The 24,805-nt window shown below is 50.4% G+C and carries 23 protein-coding genes and 1 tRNA gene; 8 read left to right on the forward strand and 16 right to left on the reverse strand.

Annotated elements, in window-relative coordinates:
• Positions 1-70 precede the first annotated feature (70 nt).
• Positions 71-826, reverse strand: a complete 756-nt coding sequence (locus MK185_14485; GenBank protein MCH2041833.1) for a ParA family protein — start codon at positions 824-826, stop codon at positions 71-73.
• A gap of 117 nt (positions 827-943) precedes the next feature.
• Here MK185_14485 and MK185_14490 point away from each other — a divergent pair, with 117 nt between their 5' ends.
• The gene (locus tag MK185_14490) at positions 944-1,381 is read left to right on the forward strand and encodes a DUF4124 domain-containing protein (GenBank protein MCH2041834.1); all 438 of its coding nucleotides are present in this window, start codon (positions 944-946) and stop codon (positions 1,379-1,381) included.
• A gap of 4 nt (positions 1,382-1,385) precedes the next feature.
• Here the strand turns inward: MK185_14490 and MK185_14495 are convergent, their stop codons facing one another.
• The 3 genes from MK185_14495 to MK185_14505 form a co-directional block, all read right to left on the reverse strand.
• The gene (locus tag MK185_14495) at positions 1,386-2,342 is read right to left on the reverse strand and encodes a PQQ-binding-like beta-propeller repeat protein (protein MCH2041835.1); all 957 of its coding nucleotides are present in this window, start codon (positions 2,340-2,342) and stop codon (positions 1,386-1,388) included.
• 86 nt (positions 2,343-2,428) lie between these two features.
• Entirely contained in the window at positions 2,429-2,908 is a 480-nt protein-coding gene (locus MK185_14500; GenBank protein ID MCH2041836.1) for an Rsd/AlgQ family anti-sigma factor, read from the reverse strand.
• 220 nt (positions 2,909-3,128) lie between these two features.
• On the reverse strand, positions 3,129-3,674 hold the full coding sequence (locus MK185_14505) for a disulfide bond formation protein B (protein ID MCH2041837.1): 546 nt from the start codon (positions 3,672-3,674) through the stop codon (positions 3,129-3,131).
• A gap of 153 nt (positions 3,675-3,827) precedes the next feature.
• Here MK185_14505 and MK185_14510 point away from each other — a divergent pair, with 153 nt between their 5' ends.
• The gene (locus MK185_14510) at positions 3,828-4,229 is read left to right on the forward strand and encodes a flagellar basal body-associated FliL family protein (GenBank protein ID MCH2041838.1); all 402 of its coding nucleotides are present in this window, start codon (positions 3,828-3,830) and stop codon (positions 4,227-4,229) included.
• A 60-nt stretch (positions 4,230-4,289) separates the two neighbouring features.
• Here the strand turns inward: MK185_14510 and gshA are convergent, their stop codons facing one another.
• The 7 genes from gshA to yrfG form a co-directional block, all read right to left on the reverse strand.
• On the reverse strand, positions 4,290-5,891 hold the full coding sequence (gene gshA / locus MK185_14515; protein MCH2041839.1) for a glutamate--cysteine ligase: 1,602 nt from the start codon (positions 5,889-5,891) through the stop codon (positions 4,290-4,292).
• A 173-nt stretch (positions 5,892-6,064) separates the two neighbouring features.
• The gene (locus tag MK185_14520) at positions 6,065-8,431 is read right to left on the reverse strand and encodes an RNA-binding transcriptional accessory protein (protein ID MCH2041840.1); all 2,367 of its coding nucleotides are present in this window, start codon (positions 8,429-8,431) and stop codon (positions 6,065-6,067) included.
• 222 nt (positions 8,432-8,653) lie between these two features.
• Positions 8,654-10,162, reverse strand: a complete 1,509-nt coding sequence (locus tag MK185_14525; GenBank protein ID MCH2041841.1) for a hypothetical protein — start codon at positions 10,160-10,162, stop codon at positions 8,654-8,656.
• Between the two features lie 202 nt (positions 10,163-10,364).
• Positions 10,365-11,903, reverse strand: a complete 1,539-nt coding sequence (locus MK185_14530) for a phosphoenolpyruvate carboxykinase (protein ID MCH2041842.1) — start codon at positions 11,901-11,903, stop codon at positions 10,365-10,367.
• A gap of 329 nt (positions 11,904-12,232) precedes the next feature.
• Positions 12,233-13,078 carry an Hsp33 family molecular chaperone HslO gene (gene hslO / locus MK185_14535; protein ID MCH2041843.1) on the reverse strand — a complete coding sequence of 282 codons (846 nt, stop codon included), beginning with the start codon at positions 13,076-13,078 and terminating at the stop codon, positions 12,233-12,235.
• Between the two features lie 186 nt (positions 13,079-13,264).
• Positions 13,265-13,669 (reverse strand): ribosome-associated heat shock protein Hsp15, encoded by a 405-nt coding sequence (hslR, locus tag MK185_14540; GenBank protein ID MCH2041844.1) that lies wholly within the window; start codon positions 13,667-13,669, stop codon positions 13,265-13,267.
• Positions 13,670-13,812: 143 nt separating this feature from the next.
• Entirely contained in the window at positions 13,813-14,469 is a 657-nt protein-coding gene (gene yrfG, locus MK185_14545; GenBank protein ID MCH2041845.1) for a GMP/IMP nucleotidase, read from the reverse strand.
• A gap of 43 nt (positions 14,470-14,512) precedes the next feature.
• Between yrfG and nudE the strand changes: the two genes are divergently transcribed.
• Positions 14,513-15,076: an ADP compounds hydrolase NudE gene (gene nudE, locus MK185_14550; protein MCH2041846.1), complete on the forward strand. Its 564-nt coding sequence runs from the start codon at positions 14,513-14,515 to the stop codon at positions 15,074-15,076.
• Positions 15,077-15,095: 19 nt separating this feature from the next.
• Here nudE and MK185_14555 read toward each other — a convergent pair whose 3' ends face one another.
• From MK185_14555 to MK185_14570, 4 genes are all read right to left on the reverse strand, one after another.
• Positions 15,096-17,546 carry an ATP-binding protein gene (locus MK185_14555; GenBank protein ID MCH2041847.1) on the reverse strand — a complete coding sequence of 817 codons (2,451 nt, stop codon included), beginning with the start codon at positions 17,544-17,546 and terminating at the stop codon, positions 15,096-15,098.
• A gap of 45 nt (positions 17,547-17,591) precedes the next feature.
• Positions 17,592-18,275, reverse strand: a complete 684-nt coding sequence (locus MK185_14560; protein MCH2041848.1) for an LrgB family protein — start codon at positions 18,273-18,275, stop codon at positions 17,592-17,594.
• Positions 18,275-18,613, reverse strand: a complete 339-nt coding sequence (locus tag MK185_14565) for a CidA/LrgA family protein (GenBank protein ID MCH2041849.1) — start codon at positions 18,611-18,613, stop codon at positions 18,275-18,277. The genes MK185_14560 and MK185_14565 overlap by 1 nt, the downstream gene beginning before the upstream one ends.
• A gap of 51 nt (positions 18,614-18,664) precedes the next feature.
• Positions 18,665-18,749, reverse strand: a tRNA-Leu gene (locus MK185_14570).
• A gap of 124 nt (positions 18,750-18,873) precedes the next feature.
• Here MK185_14570 and MK185_14575 point away from each other — a divergent pair.
• The 5 genes from MK185_14575 (at position 18,874) to MK185_14595 (ending at position 23,853) form a co-directional block, all read left to right on the forward strand.
• Entirely contained in the window at positions 18,874-19,896 is a 1,023-nt protein-coding gene (locus tag MK185_14575) for an AI-2E family transporter (protein MCH2041850.1), read from the forward strand.
• 83 nt (positions 19,897-19,979) lie between these two features.
• A complete protein-coding gene (locus tag MK185_14580) occupies positions 19,980-20,264 on the forward strand; it encodes a lipoprotein (GenBank protein ID MCH2041851.1) in 285 nt (94 codons plus the stop codon).
• Positions 20,265-20,392: 128 nt separating this feature from the next.
• Positions 20,393-21,085, forward strand: coding sequence for a response regulator (locus MK185_14585; protein ID MCH2041852.1), 693 nt, complete (start codon positions 20,393-20,395; stop codon positions 21,083-21,085).
• A 20-nt stretch (positions 21,086-21,105) separates the two neighbouring features.
• Positions 21,106-22,440, forward strand: a complete 1,335-nt coding sequence (locus MK185_14590) for an ATP-binding protein (GenBank protein MCH2041853.1) — start codon at positions 21,106-21,108, stop codon at positions 22,438-22,440.
• Between the two features lie 150 nt (positions 22,441-22,590).
• Positions 22,591-23,853 (forward strand): malate dehydrogenase, encoded by a 1,263-nt coding sequence (locus tag MK185_14595; GenBank protein ID MCH2041854.1) that lies wholly within the window; start codon positions 22,591-22,593, stop codon positions 23,851-23,853.
• 111 nt (positions 23,854-23,964) lie between these two features.
• Here the strand turns inward: MK185_14595 and MK185_14600 are convergent, their stop codons facing one another.
• Positions 23,965-24,735: a transporter substrate-binding domain-containing protein gene (locus MK185_14600; protein MCH2041855.1), complete on the reverse strand. Its 771-nt coding sequence runs from the start codon at positions 24,733-24,735 to the stop codon at positions 23,965-23,967.
• Between the last annotated feature and the right edge of the window lie 70 nt (positions 24,736-24,805).

The following is a 24,805-nucleotide window of genomic DNA, read 5'->3' on the forward strand; positions in this document are numbered from 1 at the left end:
CCTCAGACATAGAAACGAATGCAAGCATTATACGATTTACGTTGAATTCATCTATGCATTTTAGATGAATTTATCGCGAAGCTTGTTGAGATTGGCGAATCTGGTCGATAGTCTGGTCTAACCAAGCAACCAGAGGCTGCCATTCGGCAATGTCTTTTTTATCTTTTTGATCAAAATCAACAATCCCTAAACCGTGTTCACTCGCACGTACGTAGAACTGAGTATCGCGCAGGGCGGTAATAAAAGGAATCTGCAAACTGTTGAGAAATTTCTCCAGCTTGGCGTAAATCAGAGTATTTTTACGAACCCGGTTGGCAATAACAGCAATCGGTTTTGGATGCATCCGGTAAGAGCGTGATAACAAGACGTCCCGGATAAAACCGGTCGCAGCACGAATATCAATCGCGGAAGGAATCACTGGTATCAACAATACGTCCGATTGTTGAATCAAATCGGATAATACGTTTCCAGCCAAACCTGCCGGCGTATCAATCACCACCCGAGAAGTATTAGCTGGCACGCGCAGTGACCAGGTTTTGGTCGATGTTTGTGGTGCATGCTTCTGATAGGCCGCCACCCCGGTAATCGTCGGCAGATGGACATCACGTGCCGCCAGCCAATCCATTGATGACCCCTGCGGATCGTAATCAATCAGTGCGGTCAGCTCACCGTTATGGGCAAAGTGACTGGCAACATTGGTTGCCAGCGTGGTTTTGCCACAGCCACCTTTGGCATTGGCAATCATCACACGCACAGGCGCAGTCATGCCTACGACGCGGGCATGTGGGCGGAAAGGGTTTTTATCGTGTGTCGATTCGTGAGCCACTAGCGCTCCTGCTTTGTTACCGTATGCATGATAGTCGATAATTATTTAAATCTGCCACGTTTAAGTAAAGCATAAGGTATACTTTTAGGCTGAGAAACAGCCCTCAAGGATGGAAATATGAAGTTAAAAATTGGCATGATGCTGGTTGTTCTTGGCGCTGCGGTTGCCACACCGTATTTTATACAGAGTCGTGGTGGTGATTTGCTGAAGAACTTTGATGCCGATCAAACGCTCGATATTTTATCGACGGAGAAAACCCGCCAGCAGTATCAGAAGTGGCAGGACGAGAAAGGTGTCTGGCATTTTGGGGATTCCATTCCGGAAGGTGTGGCAACGGAGGTGGTTAGCGTCGATACTGCGGCCAACGTGATTCGGAGTATTCAACTGGCGAAGCACAAGGAGCAAGTGCAGCAAGATAGTGAGCAAAGCAGCAATACCTCGCTGCCGTTTCCGGGAACAGTGTCAGCCGACAAAGTTGGCGAAATGCTGAACGACGCCCAAAATGTACAAAAGCTGCTCGACGATCGCGCGGCACAATTGAAAAAGCTGCCTTAACGCGTTACTTCAACTGATACAGCAAGCCATTTGATCCGGCGGCAATCCAACCGCTGCCGGATCGGGCAACGTCTTCCACCTGAACATTGTTACTGACCCATTTGTCTCTGGGTGCAGCTCGCCAGACATTTTTCCGTTGGCCAGTGCTGACATCCCACAATTCGATTTTCCCGGAACTGCTTCCGGTAATCAGCTGACTGGCCGAATGAACAAACCGGGCAGCACTGTAATGACCTCTAATTGAGGTGATTTCCTTCAACATCTTGGCCGATGAAACATCCCAGATTTTACCGCTGCCACCAAACTCTGAGGTGAACACGAAACGGCCGTCGTCTGATAACTGCACGGTGCGTACCTGGTTTTTATGAGCCAGAGTGTGCAGTAACTTGCCACTTTGCAGATTCCAGATTTTAACGCTGGAATCATCACTGGCGCTGGCCGCAATAACACCATCCTGAGCAATTGAAACGTCGTAGACTATGCCATCATGAGCGAGACGCTGGCGAATACCACCGTTTTTAATATCGAATAATGTGGCGGTGTAATCCTGCATTGCCAACAAAGCCAGATCGCCGTTCGCCGTTAACGCAATGTCTTCGATATCACCCGGCGCGTTCCAGAACCAAATGGCTTCACCCGTGTCTTTCTGCCACAGCACAATGGTTCGGTTGTCAGCTGTGGCGATGTAATTTCCGTCCGCAGAAAATGCGCTGGTAAGAATATTACTGTAGCCCTCTGCCTGATGATTCCAATCGTATCGGCGCTCCAGTGGACTGACGGACCACAAGCTTCCGCCATGATGCAAGCTGCCGACGATGGCACTGTTGCCATCGGCAGAAAATCGCACGGAATAAGCCCCTTGTACGGCAATTTCTTCAATTTTCTGAGGCGCTTTGGCGTCGTCACATGCGCTCAATAACAGAGCAGAGGAAAGTAATAGACTGCGGGTCAGCAATGACATGGATGTCGTCCCTGATAAACGGCTAATGCAATAAGGATTGCCCTAAGTGTAGACCGTCTATCAGGAGATAGCAGAAAAGACAGCGCTCAGGCTTCTTCAGCAACCTGGTCTTTGTGCACGTTGTGCAGTTGTTCGATCAGCTGATCTTCAAGTTCAAAACGCTCTTCCAGTATTTCGCCGATATTGGATAAATCCTGCGGCAGTTTACCGAGCAGTTCAAACGCACAATGCTGATCGTAGGTGTCGTTAAAATCGACACATTGACCGGTGAGCTTGTCGAGCTTAGGTACCAGCTCGATCGCCAGTTCAACACCACCATCATCAAATTCTTTGGCTTCGTTAATCAGCTGCTCGTAGATTTCAAAGTGACCGGCAGAGCAGTAGTCCATCATCACCTGGCAGAAACGACCAATATTCTTGGCCAGTGGCTCCTCAACCGACAGCGGTTTGCTGGCCGACAGGTTGCAATACAGCACGATCAGCTGCTGGCGCTCATTCAGCCAGGAATCAATCATTTTGTGAACGCCGCCCCAGCGCTCATGAGCATTTTGGCAGTTCTCTAACATAGGATTTTCTCCCGATCCTGTAACAGCCGAAGGGGCTGTTTTTTCTTATCTCGAAGAAACTATAGGCGCGATAAAAAGGCCGAATCAAGCGGCTTTTTTCACTTTTTTGACTTGCATTCGTAACAGGATGTGCTTGTCAGGGAGTTTTGCCAAAAGACGCCAGCAGCGGGGATGGTATTTGCGGGCGCCAGGGCATTCGATACGGTTTTACAAACCGATTTCAGCGGCTGTTAAAACGCTGCCTAATCGTATGAAAAGTGGCATAGGCAGCCGCCAGAACAAAACCCAGAAAGCACACGCGTGTCCACTCCGGCATACTCATGCCCCAGAGGCTCCAGACAATTTCTGCACAATTACCATCGCCATTTAACATCACACTGAGTAAGTCCGTTAATGGCAATGTCTCCATCAGGTAATCCATGCTTGGACCACAAGCCGGTACTTCCTCTTTTGGCAGGTTTTGCATCCAGATCTGATGATCCGCCAGCCAGGTGGCAAATATCGCAGAGCCGAGAGTAAACAATAACGCCAGCAGCAATGGCCACCGCTGATTGCGACAGAAGAATGCCAACAAAAAGCCAACACCAATCATTATCGTGCCCAGACGTTGTGCCATACACAAAGGGCAGGGGTCGAGGTACATCACGTATTCAAAATAATACGCCGCCGCCATAAGACCCGCACAGACCAGAAAACCCGCGAGGTAACCCCAATGCAGCCACCTTGGATTCGTAAACCAGTTACCCGTTGTTGGTAATGACGACACAAGATATCTCCGCTATCGGCAAAAAGATCAGTTATTAGTGCTGTCGAGTCTAACACAGCCTGCGACCTGAGTTATCTGGTCTAAGATCATAGTGACGTAAAGTTATTCGCGCATGCGTAAAGAAAGCGCACAGAGTATTCCAAGGAGATGCACATGTTACGTTTCACCCTGAGCTGGCTATTGGTGGTTTGTTCTTTTGGCGTTTATGCCGAAGGCGAAGCCGGTGGTGGTGGACCGGCACGTTATATTCACCTGGAACCTGCGTTTGTTGTGAACTACGGCAGCACCGGACGGATGAAGTACCTGAGAACTGAAATATCACTGAAAGTCAGCAGCGCTGAAGCAGCCGCGGCAGTAAGCCAGCACAAACCGTATATCCGCAATAATCTGGTGCTGTTATTGTCAGCTCAGGAAGCAGAAACCATGAACAGTGCTAAGGGTCGTGAATCATTACGCCTGGTTTGCCTGGATGAAGTCAGGGCGGTGATGAACCAGTTGGAAGAGGTGCCATCGGTCGATGATCTGTATTTTAATAACTTCGTTGTGCAGAACTGAATCGAAAACCACAGACACAAAAAAGGCGGCTTGATGAGGCCTTTTTTGTGTCTGTCAGGTTCAGCGCTGCAGATAATTCATCAGGTATTTATCAAAGGTAGTATCGTCAGAGTTTTCTAACGCCTGTTGCGCCACCAGCGACTGCTCAGCTTTTTTACTCCAGCTTTGCTTAACATCGTTACCCAATGGTTCGGATAAGGCCTTGCGGTGTTGCTGCGCCAGGTTGCGGGTCAATTGAGCAAACTCAATATCCTGCTCTTGTAACGCTGCCAGTACCTTAGCGGACGGCGTTAATGCGCTGTCGGCGAGCTTCAGTTTCTGCTGATTGAGTGCATCGGTATGGAACGTGTGGCCACGGGCTTTATCCATCTGCTGCGCCAGTTCCAACATGTCTTCCACCACATCCTGGCCCCACTGCTGCAACGAGATGTGTTCTTCACCACGCTCGAGCATCAGCCCCGGTCTGCGGCCTTCCGTTACCGCTTTTTTCTGGTTGCGTTCAATTCGACCGTATTCCGCATCATCCACATCGGGACTTGGCTGCAATAAACACCAGCTCAGGAAAACATCCATAAACTGCAGCTGCGGTACATCAAGACCCAGAGGCATAAACGGATTGAGGTCTGTACTGCGCACTTCAATGTATTCGACACCGTCGTTTGCCAGCGCTTCCAGAGGCTTCTCACCATTACGGGATACGCGTTTCGGGCGAATATCACTGTAGTACTCGTTTTCGATCTGCAGCAAATTGGTATTCAGCTGTTTATATTGGCCATGTTCGTCCTGCAGGCCCAGTGCTTCGTATGCCGCAACCGGATCACTTACGGCTTTGCCCAGCGTATCGACATAGCTGTCCAGCGTGTTGTAACACACGGTCAGATCTGACTGAGCGCTGTTCTGGTAACCCAGATCACTCATACGTAATGAGGTGGCGTAGGGTAAATATAAAGTGTGTTGTTTCAGCTTTTGCAGGCTGTGATCCTGCCCATCAAGGAAGGACTCACACAAGGCCGGAGAGGCACCAAACAGATAAAACAGTAACCAGGAATAGCGACGGAAGTTACGGATCAGACCGAAGTATTTCGCTGAAATATAATCCTGCAATTCTTTACCATTATTACCGGGATCGGGTTGACGCTGATGTTCAAACTCAAACAACACAGGCCAGAGTGCTTTTGGCATCGACACGTTGTAATGAATTCCTGAGATGCATTGCATCATTCGGCCGTAGCGATGCCATAGGCCGTGGCGGTATACATGCTTCAGCTTCCCCAGATTCGAATCGCCGTACTGCGCAATCGGGATACTCATCTCTCCCTGAATAATACAGGGCATGGAGTTCGGCCAGATCATTTCACCATCAAGCTGGCTGTAGGTGTAGCGGTGGGCAATTTCGAGATAGGCCAGTGCTTCGTGGGCGCTGTTAAATACCGGCGTAATAAACTCCAGTAACGCCTCAGAATAATCCGTCGTGATGCTTTCGTGTGTTAGCGCCGAACCCAGACCTTTAGGATGCGGCTTCTGACTGATCACCCCCTGATCAGAACAACGTAATCCTTCCTTTTCGATACCGCGCTGAATATTGGCCAGCAGAGAAAGGTGTTCAGGTTGGCTAAGCAGCGCCAGCGCTTGCTTCAGGCTAGGTGATTCAGAGTTGGCCAATGTCGCCTCGGTATCTTGTCAAATGTGCCGGGATTATAGGACAAAGGCGACAGGTGGGTAAGAGCGTCGGCGGAACAGCGTGTGGCTATAAATGGAACAGGCTTGTCTTCAGGGTCCGTCCTACACACCATCGTGCCGTAGGATCGAACCCTGTTCGCGATGCTTAAAAGTTCTTACTTCTTCTTAGCGTTGGCAAACGCCGCCGCCATTGCACCACCCATCGCACCTTGACTGCCACCAGAGTTACCGCCAAAGGAACGCTGCTGTGATCCACGATTACCCTGACGGCTACCACCTTTGCGCTCACCAGGTGTTTTCTCCTTAGTGCGCTCATTAGCATCGTCAGAAAGTCGCATCGACAGCCCGATACGCTTACGCGGCACATCCACTTCCATCACTTTCACTTTGACAATATCACCGGCCTTCACTACGTCACGCGGATCTTTCACAAAGGTATCTGACAGCGCAGAGATATGCACCAGACCATCCTGGTGAACACCAATATCCACAAAAGCACCAAAAGCCGCCACGTTGGTGATCACACCCTCGAGCACCATATTCGGCTTCAGGTCTTTGATCTCTTCTACACCGTCCTGGAACTGCGCAAATTTAAACTCAGGGCGCGGGTCACGACCCGGTTTATCCAGCTCTGCGATGATGTCTTTCACGGTAATTTCACCGACACTTTCGCCTGCAACATCAGAGGTAAACTGCGATGCATTGACCGACTTCAATGTCGCTGAATCGCCAATCAGGCTGGCAACATCTTTGCTGAATTCATGGGCGATCTTTTTCACGACCGGGTAGGATTCCGGGTGAACTGCCGACGCATCCAGTGGGTTTTTGCCATTCATGATACGCAGGAAGCCCGCCGCTTGTTCAAACGCCTTAGGTCCCAAACGTGCGACTTTTTTCAAATCCGAACGGGATTGGAAAGCGCCGTTTTCATCGCGATAAGCGACAATATTGTTGGCCAGCGTGGTATTTAACCCGGACACACGAGTCAGCAATGGTGCCGAAGCGGTATTCAGATCCACGCCCACCGAGTTCACACAATCTTCCACAACCGCATCCAGCGAGCGCGCTAATTGCGTCTGATTAACATCGTGCTGGTACTGGCCCACACCAATGGATTTGGGTTCGATCTTCACCAGTTCCGCCAGTGGATCTTGCAAACGACGCGCGATAGAAACCGCACCACGGATGGTCACGTCCAGATCCGGGAATTCTTTCGCCGCAAGCTCGGAAGCGGAGTACACCGAAGCGCCGGCCTCGTTGACCATCACCTTCTGCACATTTTTCAGTGCAGGCTGAGCTTTGATCATATCACCGACAAATTTGTCGGTTTCACGCGAGCCGGTACCGTTACCAATCGAGATCAGCTCAACGTTATGCTTGGCAATAAACGCGCTTAATACCGCCGCCGAACCCGCCAGATCGTTACGCGGAGGTGTTGGATAAATCGTTGCGTGATCCACTACTTTGCCGGTGGCATCGACAACCGCGACTTTTACCCCGGTGCGTAATCCTGGGTCGAGACCCATGGTCGCTTTGGTGCCTGCCGGGGCAGCCAGTAATAAATCTTTCAGATTTTCGCCGAATACTTTGATGGCTTGTTCTTCAGCGCTTTCACGCACGTTGCCCATCAACTCGGTTTCAAGATGGGTCAACAACTTGATACGCCAGGTCCACTTCACTACTTCCGCCAACCAGCGATCACCGGCACGGCCCTGGTTTTCGATACCCACATGGTCAGCAATAATGCTCTCACACGGGCTGGCAGATAATTTATCGTCCGGGTCACCCGTCACCAAAGAGAAGCTCAAAAAGCCTTCGTTACGACCACGCAGAATCGCCAAGGCACGGTGCGATGGCACGCCTTTTAACGCTTCATCATGTTCAAAATAATCAGAGAACTTGGCACCTTCGGCTTCTTTACCCGGCACCACACGAACAGACAAGGTCGCTTCATTAGTCATGAAACGGCGCAGGTTTGCCAGCAGGTTCGCGTCTTCAGCAAAGCGCTCCATCAGGATGTACTTGGCACCATCTAACGCCGCCTTGGTGTCGTCGATTTTATGTTCGCTATTCAAGAACGCCTGAGCTTCCGCTTCCGGATTCAGATTTGGATCGGCGATTAACTTCTCCGCTAACGGTTCCAGACCCGCTTCAATCGCAATCTGACCTTTAGTGCGACGCTTCGGTTTGTACGGCAGGTATAAATCTTCCAGACGTGTTTTGGTGTCTGCCCCCAGAATATCGCGTTTCAACTCATCACTGAGCTTGCCCTGATCATCAATGCTTTTCAGGATGGTGTCGCGACGATCTTCCATCTCACGTAAGTAACGCAGGCGCTCTTCTAGGGTACGCAACTGCCCATCATCCAGTGACCCCGTGACTTCCTTCCGGTAACGGGCGATAAACGGCACCGTTGCACCTTCATCTAATAGGGCAATGGCCGCAGCGACTTGCTGCGGGCGGATGGATAATTCTTCAGCAATGCGAGCGCCAATTTGAGTAGCGCGAGAATCGACAGACATATTTTTCTTATTACCTTGATAAACAGCTTGTAACAATCGATGGAATGATAAAACAGGAGGGGGAGTATAACGGAGAAATTAGGTTTCGGATAAAGCTCAGATCACAACCATACACGTCTTCATACAGGGCACGCAGCAAGTACGTCCCTGTATGCTCTGCTATCGCATCCCTGTGATAGAAGGCCGCGTAATAAAGACCTGTATGGTTATGATTACGAAGGATTAGTTCTTGCCCGAAACCTCACGGTTGTAGTTCAGACGTTTGGCTGCATCCAGCGTTAGCATCTGCATAAAAGCTTTGGTTTCAGCATCGGAGCCAACCGGTGCGCCGCCGCTGCCAGAACCACCGAAGACATTGGTTGGCACCTGACGTTTCGCAAAGGCTTCTGCCCACAGCTTCTGAATTTCGATTTCTGCGTCCAGTTTTTGTGCCAGGGCGTTATCCGCTTTCAGAATCACTTCTTTCTGGTAAGCCTCAGCGTCGGCCAACGTGCGCTGAGTTTCTGCTTCAATACGCGCTTTTTCCAGTTCAATCTGAGCCGTGTCTTTGGCAATTTCTGCTTGCTCTTTGAGTTTTTGAGAATTGGTCAGCGCCAGTTGTTTCTCAGTTTGTGCTTCCGTGGTGCGCTGGATTTGCTCTACCTTTGCCTTAGCCTGACGTTGCGCTACTTCACGCTCACCTTTAGCAATGGCCAACAAACGCTGTTCCTCTTCCTGAATTCGCTGCTCACGGGCGATCGCACGGTCTGCCGAAGCTTTTTGTTTTAACTGCATACGCTCAACAAACTTTTTATTCGGGCGCATGTCGGTAACACGAGCGTCTAATACCGTAATTCCGAAGTTGGTAAATTTCTGAGTTTTACGCCTTGGTGTACCTTCATCATCCAGTACTTTGTTAACGACAAATTCGATCTTAGTTTCGTCACCGTATTCCTGCTGGTTTTCACCTAAAGCAGCGTTTGCTGAAGACTTGGTTTTACGTGCGCTGCGTTTAATTTGCTCTTCACGACGCACCAGGTAAATACCACTGGACATCTGATTTTCAAATTCGGAATTAAATTCAGAACGACCACCGGAATAATATTCTTCCGCACTCATCAGGGATGCAGTTGCCTGAATGGTTTCTTTAAAGGCCGGAATTAATGCGGTACGTAATAAGTTCGCGGGGGAGCGATATTCATGCGCCAGTTTTAAGAACGATTCGGGATCTTCCGGAATGGAAAAACGCACCGTCGCTTCCGAGTCGGCGTCCACTTGATCGAGAAACATAATATTCATCGGTGGTAACGTCGCACTGGCATCAGAGTCGTCACTTTCTGCCTCCAGCTGTTCGCGACGACCGGCAACCGCCTGAACCGTCATGGCACGTTTCCAGGCATTGTAACGACCAAATAAATAGGTGTTATAGCCCACATCAGAAACCACTTTTTCTTCACCGGTGATGGTACGAACATGGTAGATAAAACCGGGTTCTGCGTAGAAGAAAATCTGATTAAAAGCACCAACCGCAAACGACAGAATAGCTGCGCTCACCAAAGTCGGAACGATTTGCACAGGAATATCGTAGGTGATTTCATCGAGACGTCCGCGAATCTCTTCCGGGCTTTTTCCTTGCCCTTCCAGTTCGGAGCGCATTCGCTCAATTTTCATTTTTTGTGATGAGCGTACGAAGCCTAATACGATGATGCTGGCGATGCATAAAACGCCAATCAAGATGCCCCAAAAAGCCATAATCTTTCCTTGTGTTCCTTAGCAAAAGAGGGGCGTTACTTTATATAGGTGTCAGTAAAGAGACAAGAGTGGTAAATAGATAAGCATCCAGGTAATAAAAAACCGCTTTTCCTTTACTGCTGACAGTAAGAAAAAGCGGTTTCTTTTTATTCGCTATAACGAATAACTGGCTGTATTACGTTCGTAACTAGTCCAGCCGATCTTAATCCAGCTTAGGCGCTGCAGCCTGAATGCCTTCAGAAACGTCGTATTTCTTGAAGTTTTCAACGAACTGGGCAGCCAGATTCTTAGCGGATGCAGTCCATGCCGCTTCGTCTTCCCATGCTGCGATTGGGTTCAGCAGCTTGGTGTCGACACCGTCTACAGACTTAGGCACATTCAGACCGAATACTGGCAGAGTTTCAGTGTCTGCGTCACGCAGAGCACCGCTTTGGATCGCGCTGATCACTGCACGAGTCGTCGGGATAGAGAAACGCTCACCACCGTTACCGTTCGCGCCACCGGTCCAACCAGTGTTTACCAGGTACACCTGAGAGTCGAATTCAGTCACACGCTTCATCAGCAGTTCCGCGTATTCACCTGCTGGACGTGGGAAGAATGGCGCACCGAAACAGGTAGAGAAGGTAGATTTCAGACCTTTAGACCCCCCCATCTCAGTAGAACCAACCAGAGCGGTGTAACCAGACAGGAAGTGGTATGCCGCCTGTTCTTTGCTCAGGATAGAAACCGGAGGCAGAACACCGGTCATATCACACGTCAGGAAGATAACAGCTTTAGGCTCGCCACCTTTGTTTTCGGCAACACGCTTCTCAACGTGCTCCAGCGGGTATGCACAACGGCCGTTCTCAGTCAGGCTGGTATCAGCGTAGTCTGCAGTGCGGTTGTCATCACCAATCACTACGTTTTCTACGATGGCGCCAAACTTAATCGCGTCCCAGATGATTGGCTCGTTCTTCTTAGACAAATCGATGGTTTTTGCGTAGCAACCGCCTTCGATGTTGAATACGGTGCCTTTGCCCCAACCGTGCTCGTCATCACCAATCAGGTAACGGCTTGGATCTGCAGACAGAGTGGTTTTACCAGTACCTGACAGACCAAAGAACAGGCAAGTATCGCCGTCTTCACCCACGTTGGCAGAACAGTGCATTGGCAGCACGTCTTTCTCTGGCAGCAGGAAGTTCTGTACAGAGAACATCGCTTTTTTCATTTCGCCCGCGTAACGCATACCGGCCAGCAGCACTTTGCGTTGTGCGAAGTTGATGATCACACAACCATCAGAGTTAGTGCCGTCACGTTCTGGTACACATTCGAAACCGGCACAGTTGAGAATCTGCCACTCTTCTTTATCAGCCGGATTGAAGCTTTCAGGACGGATAAATAGGTTACGACCGAACAGGTTCTGCCATGCCGTCTGAGTGGTCATTTTAACCGGCAGGTAGTGCGCCGGATCGGAGCCAACATGAACGGTCGATACGAAGCTGTCGTGCTGAGACAGGTATTCTTCTACCCGCTCCCACAGCGCATCAAACTTGTCAGCGTCAAATGGTCGGTTGATGTTGCCCCAGTCAATAGCGTCTTTGCTACTTGGTTCTTCAACAATGAAACGATCCATTGGAGAACGACCAGTGCGCTTACCAGTGGTAACAACCAGCGCGCCAGTGTCTTGCAGACGACCTTCGCCTCGTTGCAGTGCGTGTTCCACCAGTTGAGCTGAAGATAAGTTAGTGTAAACAGTGGTCATATCGGTGCCCTGTGGGTCCTCATGTGGTCTGTACGGCTTATGGCCATATCAAAGCTGTGTACCGTCCCTGATGCTGCTCTGCCTTAATGAACAGAAGGGGCGAATCCATAAATTTCTGGCGCGCGATTATGGCAGAAAATCGTACGAACGATAACCCTTGTCTTTTAGAGTCCCGCGCCCTGTCCTGTTTGGCCACCTGTTATTGACTGAAAAAACAGGCATTTGAGATCAACATAAAGGGCGGAAATATTCGCTATTCAGAATACTTCCGCCTTTGGTCTAACCCACCCCCGAAGTCAGGGAACGTAAGCGAGGCAGCTAGCTCTCGATCAATGAGGGTGACGCTGAGGGAATAACTCTTCCACCTGCTGACGATCAAAGGCGTAATGTTGCTGGCAGAATTCACAGCTGACTTCAATCTTGCCTGCTTCCTGCAAAATGGCATCCAGCTCGTCATAACCCAGCTGCGTCAGCGCTGTTGCCAGACGCGGCTTGGAGCAGGTGCAGAAAAACGTCAGTTCCTTAGGTTCGTAAACCCGGATTTGTTCTTCGTGGTACAAGCGATGCAGCAATACATCGGTATTCAGCTCCAGCAGTTCCTGCTGTTTGATGGTGCTGGCCAGATGCGTCAGGCGATCCCAGGCATCGGCATCACTGGTCTCTGCCGCCGGCATTTTCTGCAACATAAATCCAGCTGCGTTCTGACCATCGCATTCCAACCAGAAACGCGATGCCAGCTGTTCTGACTGCTCGAAGTAGTCTTCCATCGCCTTCGCGATATTGCCGCCTTCAATTCCGGTGATACCCTGATACTTCTGGCCTTTCTCCGGTTCAATGGTGATCACCAGCTGGCCGTCTTCAAAGCTCAGTTGCTCAGCATCAACGCTTTCATCGTAACGTGCGATAGCGCGCAACTCGCCTTTATCGCTGCTTTCAGCCTGTAATAAAGACACATTGCCAGGCAAACGTACTTGCAGCGTCAGGCGCCCGGCAAATTTCAGATTGGAACTCAGCAATGCCGTCGCAGCCATCAGTTGTCCCAGTTCAACCGCAATCACGGTTGGATAACTATGACGCTTTAACACATCGCGATAACTGGCCTTCAGATGCGTGATCTCGCCACGGATATCGGTCTGATCAAAACTGAAGCGTTGTAACTGGTCGGCACTGTTCATATTGTGAATCCCAAAAATCATCCGCCCTATGTTAGGGCTGCGATTCAGCAATTCAATGGTGGGACAGGATAATCGTCCAGAAATGGCCGCAGCGGCAGCAACCCGAGAGCCATTTCAACAGGGACTAAGACACTGTTAACTGCCTGACTCTCTGATTGACTCATGCATCCGCTGATGGTTCAACTGTCAGAATTCCTGATCCTGACGGAACCTCTCCATATCTCGGCGTTCTTTTTTGTTGGGTTTGTGGTCGGGTATAAACGCTGCCGATTTCATCACCCGGCGACGCTCAGCATTATCCATGCGCTTTTTGATACTCTCTGCAGTTTCTTCGTACAGTGTCTGGGCCTCCGGCGCGCCACGACGTTGATCAGAGATCGCCTTCACCACCACCGTCTTTTCATCAAAGCCCTGGCGCAAGGTAATACGAGCATCCAAATCAACTGTTTTGCTGACTTTGCAGCGCTGGCCATCATAGTGCACCTTGCCGCCTTCAATCGCCCCTTTGGCGATAGCACGGGTTTTATAAAAACGAGCGGCCCACAACCATTTATCTAACCGGACTTTACCGGAGGAGTTTTTGTCAGACATATTGCACTGGATGATGTTCAGCTGAAAACAGCTTGATTCTACCACAGTCGGGCTATCGGCCAGCAGCAATCCGGCGAATCGTTATATCTGCTGGCTGTTGGAAATCATGTCGTTCTAGCACGCGACGATGAATGCATATCGCCTTAAAGGCCAAGCTCGTCGAAGTGATGAACGCCAGGAAATTCACTGTCAGTATTCGGTGGTTGCTGGCTGTCCGGATGATAAATGGTCAGTAGCCAACGGATGCCCCAGACCTCAGCCGATTTCAATACGGCCTGACTGTCATCCACCAGCAGCGTGCGGTTTTTATCGAACGGTTCTTCGCGCGATAAATGATCCCAGAATGCCTGACTCTCTTTTGGCTCCTGATAGTCGTGCGAAGAAATCACCCGATCCACAAGCTGATCGAGATGAGTGTGTTCCATCTTCAAGTCCACACTGTCGCGATGTGCATTGGTCACAATTACGGTGCGTTTTCCCATCCGTTGCAGTGTTGCCAGAAAGTCTTTCACGTGCGGGCGAAAGCCAATCTTATGTTGCACATCGCGCTTTAACTCAGCAATTGGCAACCCGGTCAGTTGACTCCAGTGATCAAGACAATACCAGTTCAGTGTGCCTTTCAGGCTTACAAAACTCTTATTCAATTCCGCCAGCGCATCTTCTTCACTCATGTTGTGATGATCAGCGTAAGCCTTTGGCATATGGGTCAGCCAGAAGTACGTATCAAAGTGCAAATCCAATAACGTGCCATCCATATCCAGCAGCACGGTATCAATTTGTTGCCAATCGGGCAGGCTCATAAGAGTATACTCAGTTAAAATTTTAAAGCGTCACAGGTTTGATATGCATAAAAAACCCGAAATTCTGCATCGTTCTATGGTGGCACAAAGCCGTTTATTCCGCATCGAATCGTTTGATTTACGATTTTCTAATGGTGTTGAACGCACGTACGAACGTCTGGTTCCGGGAGGCTCAGGTGCGGTCATGATGGTTGCCTTGCTGGATGACGAAACAGTCGCGCTGATTCGTGAGTATGGCGGTGGTGTCGAAGATTACACATTAACATTGCCGAAAGGTGCGGTCGATCAGGGGGAAACCATGCGCGATGCCTGTAACCGCGAATTACAGGAAGAAATTGGCTTTGCCGCCCGCGAATTCATTCACCTGAAGAAAGTGAGTCTGTCGCCGAGCTATATGACTGGTGGCATCGACGTGGTTCTGGCGAAAGACTTATATCCATCACAACTGCAAGGTGATGAGCCAGAGCCGCTGGAACTGGTGGAGTGGAAGCTGGCGAATCTGCACGAATTGTACGGGCGTGACGACTTCAATGAGGGGCGTGCCATTGCTGCCCTGGCATTAGCGCAGGATTACCTGGCCGGGCGCTTCGAAGGCAAACTTCTTTAGCCCGAACATCATGGTGACATCAGCTTTTCAGCAACAGGCCTGCAATGACTTCGCGCAGAGCATCAAGCTTGATCGGTTTACTGATGAAACCATTCATTCCCGCAGCCAAACAACGGTTGCGGTCTTCCATCATCGCATTGGCGGTTAATGCAATGATGGGAACCTGGTTTTTCGGATAAGACAAATCTCGAATACGTTCAGTTGCCGCAATGCCGTCCAGTACTGGCATGTTCACATCCATCAAGATCAGGTTGTAATCTTTCTGCAGCACTTCGGCGACCGCTTGCTCGCCGTTCTCAACAATATGACAACACAGTCCTAAGCGCTGCAGCATCTTCTCAGCAATGCGCTGATTCACCTGATTGTCTTCGGCCAGTAACACCAAACCACTGAGCTTGCCGACATCTTTTGGCTCTTCAGCCGATGGAACGTTGCGGTCATCACTGGTTGCCAAGCCGGCGCTGTTTTGCTCGTCCGCCTGTAACGTTAACTGCAAGGTAAAATAGCTGCCCTGGCCGAGTTCAGAACGAACCTCAATATCCCCGCCCATCGCCTGTGCCAAATGGCGGCTGATGGTCAGTCCCAGTCCCGTGCCACCGTATTTGCGACTGGTGCTGGTATCAGCCTGACGAAAGGCCGAAAAAATCTGTTCAATTTTCTCCCTGGATACACCGATACCCGTGTCATTAACACAGATATTCAGACGATGACTATGATCGCTGATGACCTCACCTGACACTCTGATTTCAATTCGGCCCTGTTCAGTAAACTTCAGTGCGTTGCTCACCAGGTTGTTAATGATCTGCCGGATGCGCTTTGGATCACCTAACCAGCGTGCCGGCAAGGCAGAATCATATACATACACCAGACCCAGGCCGCGGCGCCGTGATGGTTCAGAGAACAACTGATACACATCGCGTAACAGCTTATTCAGATCAAAATCGATGCACTCGATTTCAAGGTTGCCCGACTCAATCTTCGAGAGATCGAGAATATCGTTAATGATATCAAGCAGTGCATTCGACGAGCTGTGGATAATTTCCAGGTAATTACGCTGCTCATCCTGCAACGGACTTTCCAGCAGCAGTTCCGCCGCTCCCAGGATGCCGTTCATCGGTGTCCGGATTTCATGGCTCATACTGGCGAGAAAAATCGATTTACTTTGATTTGCCGCCTCAGCCTGAGACAAGGTGTCGCGGATTCGTCGGTTGGCCGCCTCCAGCGCCGTACGATTCGCCACCGACTCGGAAATATCCAGACCCGCTAACACGACCTCCACACGACCGGTTCCCGGATCTTCTACTTTGGTGATGCGCCAGCTGATGATGGACTCTTTGCCTGAGGCAGAAATGACCGGACACTCAAGCGATAATGTTTCCCGGTCAGAAGTCAGCAATTCACGCCACATTCCCAGCAGGCGTGTGGCTTCGCTGTTCGGCAACAGACTGCGGATCGGATAACCGATCAACTGCGACTGCGGTAAATCGAGCATTGCCTGAGTTTGCTGATTAATGCGCTCGATGTTGCCGTACTTATCGCAAATCACCAGCAAGGTTTGCATTGAGTCAAAATAGGTTTTCACGCGCTGCTGCTCGTGACGCAACTCCAACTCCATATGGTGGCGCTTACTGATGTCATCGCCGGTAATCAGCCAACCGGTGTAACCTTCACGATACCAGGGTTTTACATGCAACGCCCAGCGACCCAATTCCTGATATTGGTCGAGCAGGCTACATTCGAAATCAATGGCGACATTATCTTCCTTCGACTGCTGCAGGTATCCACGAACCTTCTTCCAATCTTCATCGGCAACAATATCTTCGAGATTGCTGTGGTCTTGTGTGTTAAACAAATCCCAGAAAGCCGAATTGCCATCGGAAAAGTAGAAACTGTTGCCAACAAAAAACGCGATACCGGTCATATGATCAAGACCCAGTTCGCTGACTTTGCGGTCGCGTTGTTCAATCAACCAGCGTCTGCCAATCATGTACAGAACCAGCAATAACATCAGGTTCAGAACCGTCAGCCATAACCCCAGATTGATCGTATCGTGCAACAATGGTTCGCACGAAACGGCCATAAATAGTCCGTATCCCGAGTTAATACTGATGGCGACGATCTGATAATCACGGCGTCGCCAGCTGATACGCTCCTGCGTATCTCTGCCGTGCACGGCGTGTTGCAGTGCCTGCGCCGGAATCCGCGCGTTGTTCTCCCACAACACCTGCATTCCCTGAGGAGATTGACGCACATAGCGCAGGATATAGCCGTCAACTTCGAGCTCTGCGGCATTGAATTTAAAATCAGACGGTGAGTTTGTCAGCTGAGATGTGTAAGAGTTCGCTTTACGCAGCAGTTCATCCGCTTGTCGATCCAGCGCGCGCTGATAACTTAGCCCGGCCCCGACAATGGCGCTGAGCAAAATCAGTAACAGGGCCAATGGCCAGAAAAGCGAAACCTTGCGGCCCATGAAATATCCTTTGTGGGCAAGTCCGTTAACAATAGCGCTATATGGCTAAACAATCCATGGCAGCAGCAGCGCGTGCAGAGTGGCTGTCAGGGTCATTGCCATCGCGGCATACGCTGCCTGCTCTGACCCCAGTTCCAACGCCCGGGCAGTGCCAATGGCATGAGCACATACTCCCAGCGTTAAGCCGACCGTTTGTGCATCATCCAGACGCATCCTCTTTAATAAACCCGGTGCCATCGCAGCACCTAATATACCGGTCACAATGACTGAAGCAGATGCGATTGCCGCCATACCACCTACCTGTTCTGCAATTGCGATGGCAACCGGCGAGGTGATCGATTTCGTAGCGATGGTTTTAGCCAGCATTTCATCACCAACCCACCATTGGGTCAGCACCACAGCAACAGCCACAGTCGTGCCACTGCCAACAGTGACAGCCAGAAGAATACGCCGCCATTGATCTCGCATCGTGTGAATAAACTGATACAAGGGCACTGCCAACATAACGATGACGGGGCCGAGCATAATGTGGATCAGTTGACCGCCTTCCATGTACACCGAATACGGTGTGTTACTCAGCTCCAGCGTCGTCACTACCAGCGCAACACTGGATAAAATAGGCGGCAAAAACGGGCTGTTGCCAGTGGCGGCGTATACGCTCTGACCAATCACAAACGCGGCAATGGTCAGCGTCGCCCAGAATAAGGGGAGGCTCAGCAATTCGGTCATCACGACTTCTCCCCCCTACCGACGGTCATAATCAGCCCGGTAACCACAATGCCCGGCACCAGACTAATGGCCAAAATCACAAGCAACTCAAAGCCGAAGTCACTGATAATTTCTTTCTGCGTGATGATGCCGCTGCTGACTGGAATCAGGAATAAGGGTAACAACGGCGATAACGATTTGGTGGTTTGTTGCAGTGAATCCGGGGTCTTGCCGCGAATAACCAGAAACAGCAGCAGCAGCAACATACCAACAATGGCGTCTGGAACAGGCAGCGAGAACTGGCTTTGAAGGGCGCCACCAACAAGAAGAAATACAAACAGGAGGAGAAGACCAGGCATCTGATTCAACCTTGAGAGATTGTCCTCAAATCAGGACCCGTCGGGAAAAAGTGGTGCGGAAGGAGAGACTTGAACTCTCACACCTTACGGCACCAGAACCTAAATCTGGCGTGTCTACCAATTCCACCACTTCCGCATGACAGGGCGCGCATAATAATAAAGCACGGCGCGTTTGCCAAGCCCCTGATGCAATATTTTTACACTGCACAATACAAAGGCTTTTGCTAAGGTGGCGAAAATTGTTTTTGGATGACCCGATTATGACGCAGGAGCGTACCCGCCTCGCCAGCAATATCATTCTCACTGCCGCCGCGGCAGTGATTGTCATTGCCGGCGTTAAAAGCGCAGCCGCCGTACTGGTTCCTTTTTTACTGGCGATATTTATCGCCGTACTCAGTGCACCGATGATGCGCTGGTTAACTTCCTATCGAGTACCGGAGGTGGTTGCCCTGCTGATCCTGCTGTGCGGCTTTATTCTGGTGGGTACGATGCTGGCGACGTTTATCGGTAGTACTCTGAATTCCTTTTATCAGGATGTTCCCACTTATGAAGCCAAACTGAGTGGACTGGTACAGCAGGCCGTCACCTGGCTGCGTGATATGGGGGTTCAGGTGGCCGATAACATTGTGGCTGAATACGTAAATCCAGGCGCAGTCATGAAGATGGTAGGTACTGTCTTCAATGGCCTGGGTGGTGTTTTAACTAATACCTTCCTGATTCTGTTTACCGTGGTATTTATTCTGTTGGAGGCCAGCAGCTTCCCGGCCAAATTGAAACGTGCCTTTGGTGAACAGACGACCGCGTTTGTGCAGTTCGAGCGCTTCAGCAACTCAGTACAGCAGTACCTCGCTATCAAGTCTCTGGTCAGCCTCGGCACCGGTGCTACGATCGGTTTTATCCTGTGGATTATCGGTGTCGATTACTTTGCCCTGTGGGCACTGGTTGCTTTTCTGCTGAATTACATTCCTAACATTGGTTCTATTATTGCTGCCATCCCGGCCGTGCTGATTGCTCTGATCCAGCTGGGTGTTGGTGAAGCGGTTCTGGTCGGTGTCTCTTATGTGGTTGTAAACACGGTGTTTGGTAATGTGGTGGAACCCCGCCTGATGGGCCGTTCACTGGGGTTATCAACACTGGTGGTATTCCTGTCATTGGTTTTCTGGGGTTGGGTACTGGGCCCGGTTGGCATGCTACTATCGATACCTTTGACCATGGTGATGAAAATCGCACTGGAAAATCGTCCCCAGTCGCGCTGGATTGCCACCCTACTGGATCATGACTGAATCGGACATTGACCACCCTTGAGGGTCCTTCTAGATTGACGATGGCTGCTTGGCAGCCATCAATACAATAACAAGGAATCTCCATGAAAAAGCTGATTTTCTCCGCCCTGACAATTGCGCTGTTATCTGGCTGTTCAGGTCTGCGTACCACCGACGAAACCTTCTCCTCACACGCCGAGAACTTTAATTTACTGTTTATGCAATTCCCCGGTGGTGACACCCAAGAACGTGCCATGGCACTGGTTCCTCCAGGCGCAACCGTCACCACACTGATCTCTACACCAAACGATACGGACTCCCTGATTGGTGTTTTAAGCCGTTTATTAGGTGTCGACTACACCACAGTTAATGGTGAATTGAAAAAATAATCAGCGACTCCAGCCGCCCTGTGCGGCTGGCTTTTCGTATTTATTTCAACCTTCGTAAGGAAGGGTCAAAACCGCTGTTCTGGCGCAGGTTCTGGCGCTACTCTCCGTGCAGATACCCGGGAGATGTTATGTACCAGATTCTTTTAATTGATGACGACTTTGAACTTGGCGAATTGCTGCAGGAATACCTCGGCATGGAGGGCTTTGAGCTAACCACACGCCAGGATGGTGAATCCGGTCTGGAAGCGGCGATGTCCGGTGATTACGATCTGGTCCTCCTCGATGTTATGTTGCCAAAGATGAACGGCTTCGAGGTGTTAAAAGCGCTGCGTGAAAAGTCATCACTTCCCGTCATCATGCTCACCGCACGCGGCGAGAGCGTCGATCGGGTTCTCGGTCTTGAGCACGGCGCCGACGATTACATTCCCAAGCCTTACCACCATCATGAACTGGTTGCCCGAATCCGTGCGTTGTTCCGCCGAATCGAAATCAGTAGCGAATCTCCGGAAAAGTCAGACAATAAATACCAAGTCGGTGTCCTGAAGCTGGACCCGTCAACGCGTGTGGCCACCTGCGATGGCGTCGAACTGGCACTCACCGGTGCTGAATTTGGTGTTCTGCAGTGCCTGATGGACCACGTTGGCGAGCTGGTTGATAAAGACAGTTTGTCAATTGCCGCATTAGGGCGACCACTGATGGCGTATGATCGCTCGATTGATATGCACGTCAGTAACCTGCGCAAAAAGCTGGGCAAGCGTGATGACGACTCTGACTGGATCAAAACCGTGCGCGGTCGTGGTTACCAGCTGGTTAACGGCTGAACCACTGAGTACTCCTTGTTATGAGCTGGCACCGCACTCTTTTCTTTAAAATTTTCTTCTGGTTCTGGGCGGTGATCTTTCTCGCCATTTTTGCTGCTGTTTCTACCAGCCACTGGATTGCTAACGATTACGTTCGTGAAGCCAGTCAGCGAGAGCGGGTTCATCTGTTACGACTGATGGAACTCAAGCGTCCGATTATGGCGGAAGGTCGCAAACTGTGGCGCAAACTGCGCCCGGACTGGAATCTGGTCGCGGTTCCTGTGGATATGGTCAGCCAGCTGCCACACGACGTTGAAGAGTTCGTCGATACCGCCGCCGACATGCGCAAAATTCTGTGGGGCCAGGAAGACGATTTTCTGATGGTTGGTCCGATCCAGCGCGGAGACTATTTATACATTGGCATCCGCCGCCAACATTGGAGCAGCATCTGGGATGACGAGCAGCGCTGGATGGTGCCAATCGTATTTCTGGTGGTCGTTACCCTGTTGTGTATTGCTCTGGTCTGGAGCCTGACCCGGCCCATTCGCCGTCTGCAACGTACCGTGCGAAAACTGGGTAAAGGGGACTTCGACGTCTCTGAAATTAAATCCGATGCCAGCCGCTACGATGAAATTGGTGAGTTGTCCGGCGACGTCATCGATATGGCAGAAGCCTTAAATCGACTATTACAGAGCCACCAACAATTGTTGCGCGATGTTTCTCATGAGCTGCGCTCACCGCTGACGCGACTGCAAATCGCGCTGGGGATTGCTCGTAAAAAAGACCCCGAAGGTTCACTGCAAACCGAACACGATCGGATTGAGCGTGCTGTTGGTCAGGTCGATGGCTTAGTCGGACAAATTCTCGATCTCGCTCGTTTACAGCAACAAGACAGTAACCAGCTGCAACTGGACGGTCGTTCCGTTGCCAGTCAGCTCGACAACTGGATCAAAGATGCTGAAATCGAGATGGACGAAAAACAGATTCAGCTTCAAAGCCGGTTACCGGCGGAAGACATCGACTGCAACTGGGACTGGGTTCTGGTCGAGCGTGCCGTCGATAACATTCTGCGTAACGCCATTCGTTTTTCGCCACACGGCGGCAAGCTGGATGTCAGTAGCCATTTGACCAACGATGGCAGTATTGAAATTGCCATTCAGGATCAGGGGCCCGGCGTTCCGGAAGAAGACCTGAAACGAATTTTTGATCCGTTCACCCAGGTGGACTCCGCTCGCGATCATGCTTCCGGCGGTTATGGCATTGGCCTGGCTTTGGTTTACCGGATTATTGAATTACACGACGGAATCATTGAGGCTTCCAATCAATCACCCGGCCTGCGCATCACAATGCGTTTACCTCGTAAGAGGAATGACTGATTATCTCTGACAAATCTGGGTAAAAATCCTGTTTTTTTCTGGTAACAAGGGGGAGTTTTTGGTATTAAATACGCCCCCTTAACCTGGGTGTCTATTGGACTGAAGTGCACCTGGGGGTTTTTTACAATGCGACAAGACTGGACGAGTACTATGTCAGAAGATTTGAAACAAGCTGCTCTCGATTACCACGCGAATCCTAAGCCAGGTAAAATCAGCGTTCAGCTGACTACCCCTGCTAATTCCGCCCGCGACCTGTCTCTGGCTTACAGCCCAGGTGTTGCTGAGCCGGTAAAAGCCATCGCAGAAGATCCTGAGAACGCCTACAAGTACACCTCTAAAGGCAACATGGTTGCTGTTATCACAGACGGTACTGCGATTCTGGGTCTGGGTGACCTGGGTCCTCTGGCATCCAAGCCAGTGATGGAAGGTAAGTCTCTGCTGTTCAAACGTTTTGCTGGCGTAGATTCGTTCGACATCGAAGTTGAATCTGAAAGCCCACAAGCTTTCATCGACACGGTTCGTCGTATTGCTAACACTTTCGGCGGTATTAACCTGGAAGACATCAAAGCGCCTGAGTGTTTCGAAATCGAACGCACTCTGATCGAGCAATGTGACATTCCTGTATTCCACGATGATCAACACGGTACAGCAATCGTAACGGTTGCCGGTGTTCTGAACGCACTGGAAATTCAGGGCAAAAACATCGAAGACGCTACTATGGCTGTTTTGGGTGCCGGTGCTGCTGCTATCTCTTGTGCCAAGCTATTGATCCTGGCGGGCATGAAGCCACAAAACATCTTCATGTGTGACCGTAAAGGTGTTATCCACTCTGGCCGTGACGATCTGAACCAGTACAAGCAAGCATTCGCAGTTGATACCGACAAGCGTACCGTTGATGACGCTATCTCAGGTGCTGACATCTTCCTGGGTCTTTCTGGTCCGAACATGGTTAGCGGCGAACAAATCAAAACTATGGCTGATAACGCCATCGTATTTGCTTGTGCCAACCCTGTTCCAGAGATCATGCCTGAGATTGTTAACGAAGTTCGTCCGGACGCCATCATGGCAACAGGTCGTTCTGACTTCCCTAACCAGGTGAACAACGTATTAGGCTTCCCATTCATCTTCCGTGGTGCTCTTGACGTACGTGCTAAGCGCATCAACGAAGAAATGAAGCTGGCTGCTGCCAAAGCACTGGCTGCATTGGCTAAAGAGCCAGTAACTCAGGAAGTTCTGGATGCATACAAACTGGATGCTCTGGCATTCGGTAAAGACTACATCATCCCGAAAGCGACCGATTCTCGCTTGCTGGGTATCGTATCGACTGCCGTTGCGCAAGCTGCGATCGATACTGGTGTGGCGGCTGGCCCTCTGCCTGCAAACTACCCACTGAAGTCTATCGAAGACATCTGAGACAGATGATTCGACCTTGCAGCATCCATCATTGGTAGCAACAAGGTAAGCTTGAAAAAACCGCGACTCCGTTAATGAGTTCGCGGTTTTTTTATGGCCGTAAGATAACCGCTAACGGAACAGATAATCGGACAGTAATGCCTGGTAGGTACGCAATATCCGTTCATACCGACCGTTCTCACGGATTTTGGCAAACCCCTCATCAAACGCATTTTTCATGTCAGGATTATGGAATAACGCAAAATGGCGCGACTTCGGAAACAGATCGAAATACTCGTATTGTTGGCGATACACCTGACTCGATGGACTCTGACGGCGTAACTGGCTCAGGTAATAGCGAAAAATCGTTGAATCAATGACCAGCACTTGTTGGTCCTGACGAAACAGGTCCTCCACCTGTTCGATTTGTTGCACGTATTCACGATAGCCAACGGCTCGCTTGCTGGTCGCAGCAAAAGGTGGTGGCAGCAACTTAGTCGCCAATCGGTAAGCGCCCAAACGGTAATAGCGCAAATCGCGAATCGTCTCCAGCTGCACATCGCTGGCTTTCAACGCAACGGCCTGATTGTGCAATACCACCAATGGCAAATCAGAGATATAGGCGTTGGGGGCAAGATCTTGGTTGGCAACAAAAATTGCATCCAGTGCCTGCTCATTAAATGCGCTGACGATGTTTTCGTTGTTGTCGTATTCAATGTTCACACTGATCCCGACCTGATCCATCGCGGCACGAAACAAGTCAACCGCAATCCCGCGATCGGTAGCAGCGATAACATAGGGAGGCATCGAAATGCCCGCTCCCATGGTAATGGTTTGTTGTGCCTGCACTGCGAGCGTCCCTGTCAGCAAAATGCACAGCCCGAGCACTCGACTTAACAGCATACATATCACCCTCAATTGCCATTCTTTAAGCTTAGTGGATACAACGCATGAAATCTGTAAAAAATGCAGC

It is taken from the genome of Saccharospirillaceae bacterium, from assembly GCA_022448365.1.
GTDB lineage: Bacteria > Pseudomonadota > Gammaproteobacteria > Pseudomonadales > Oceanobacteraceae > Bacterioplanoides.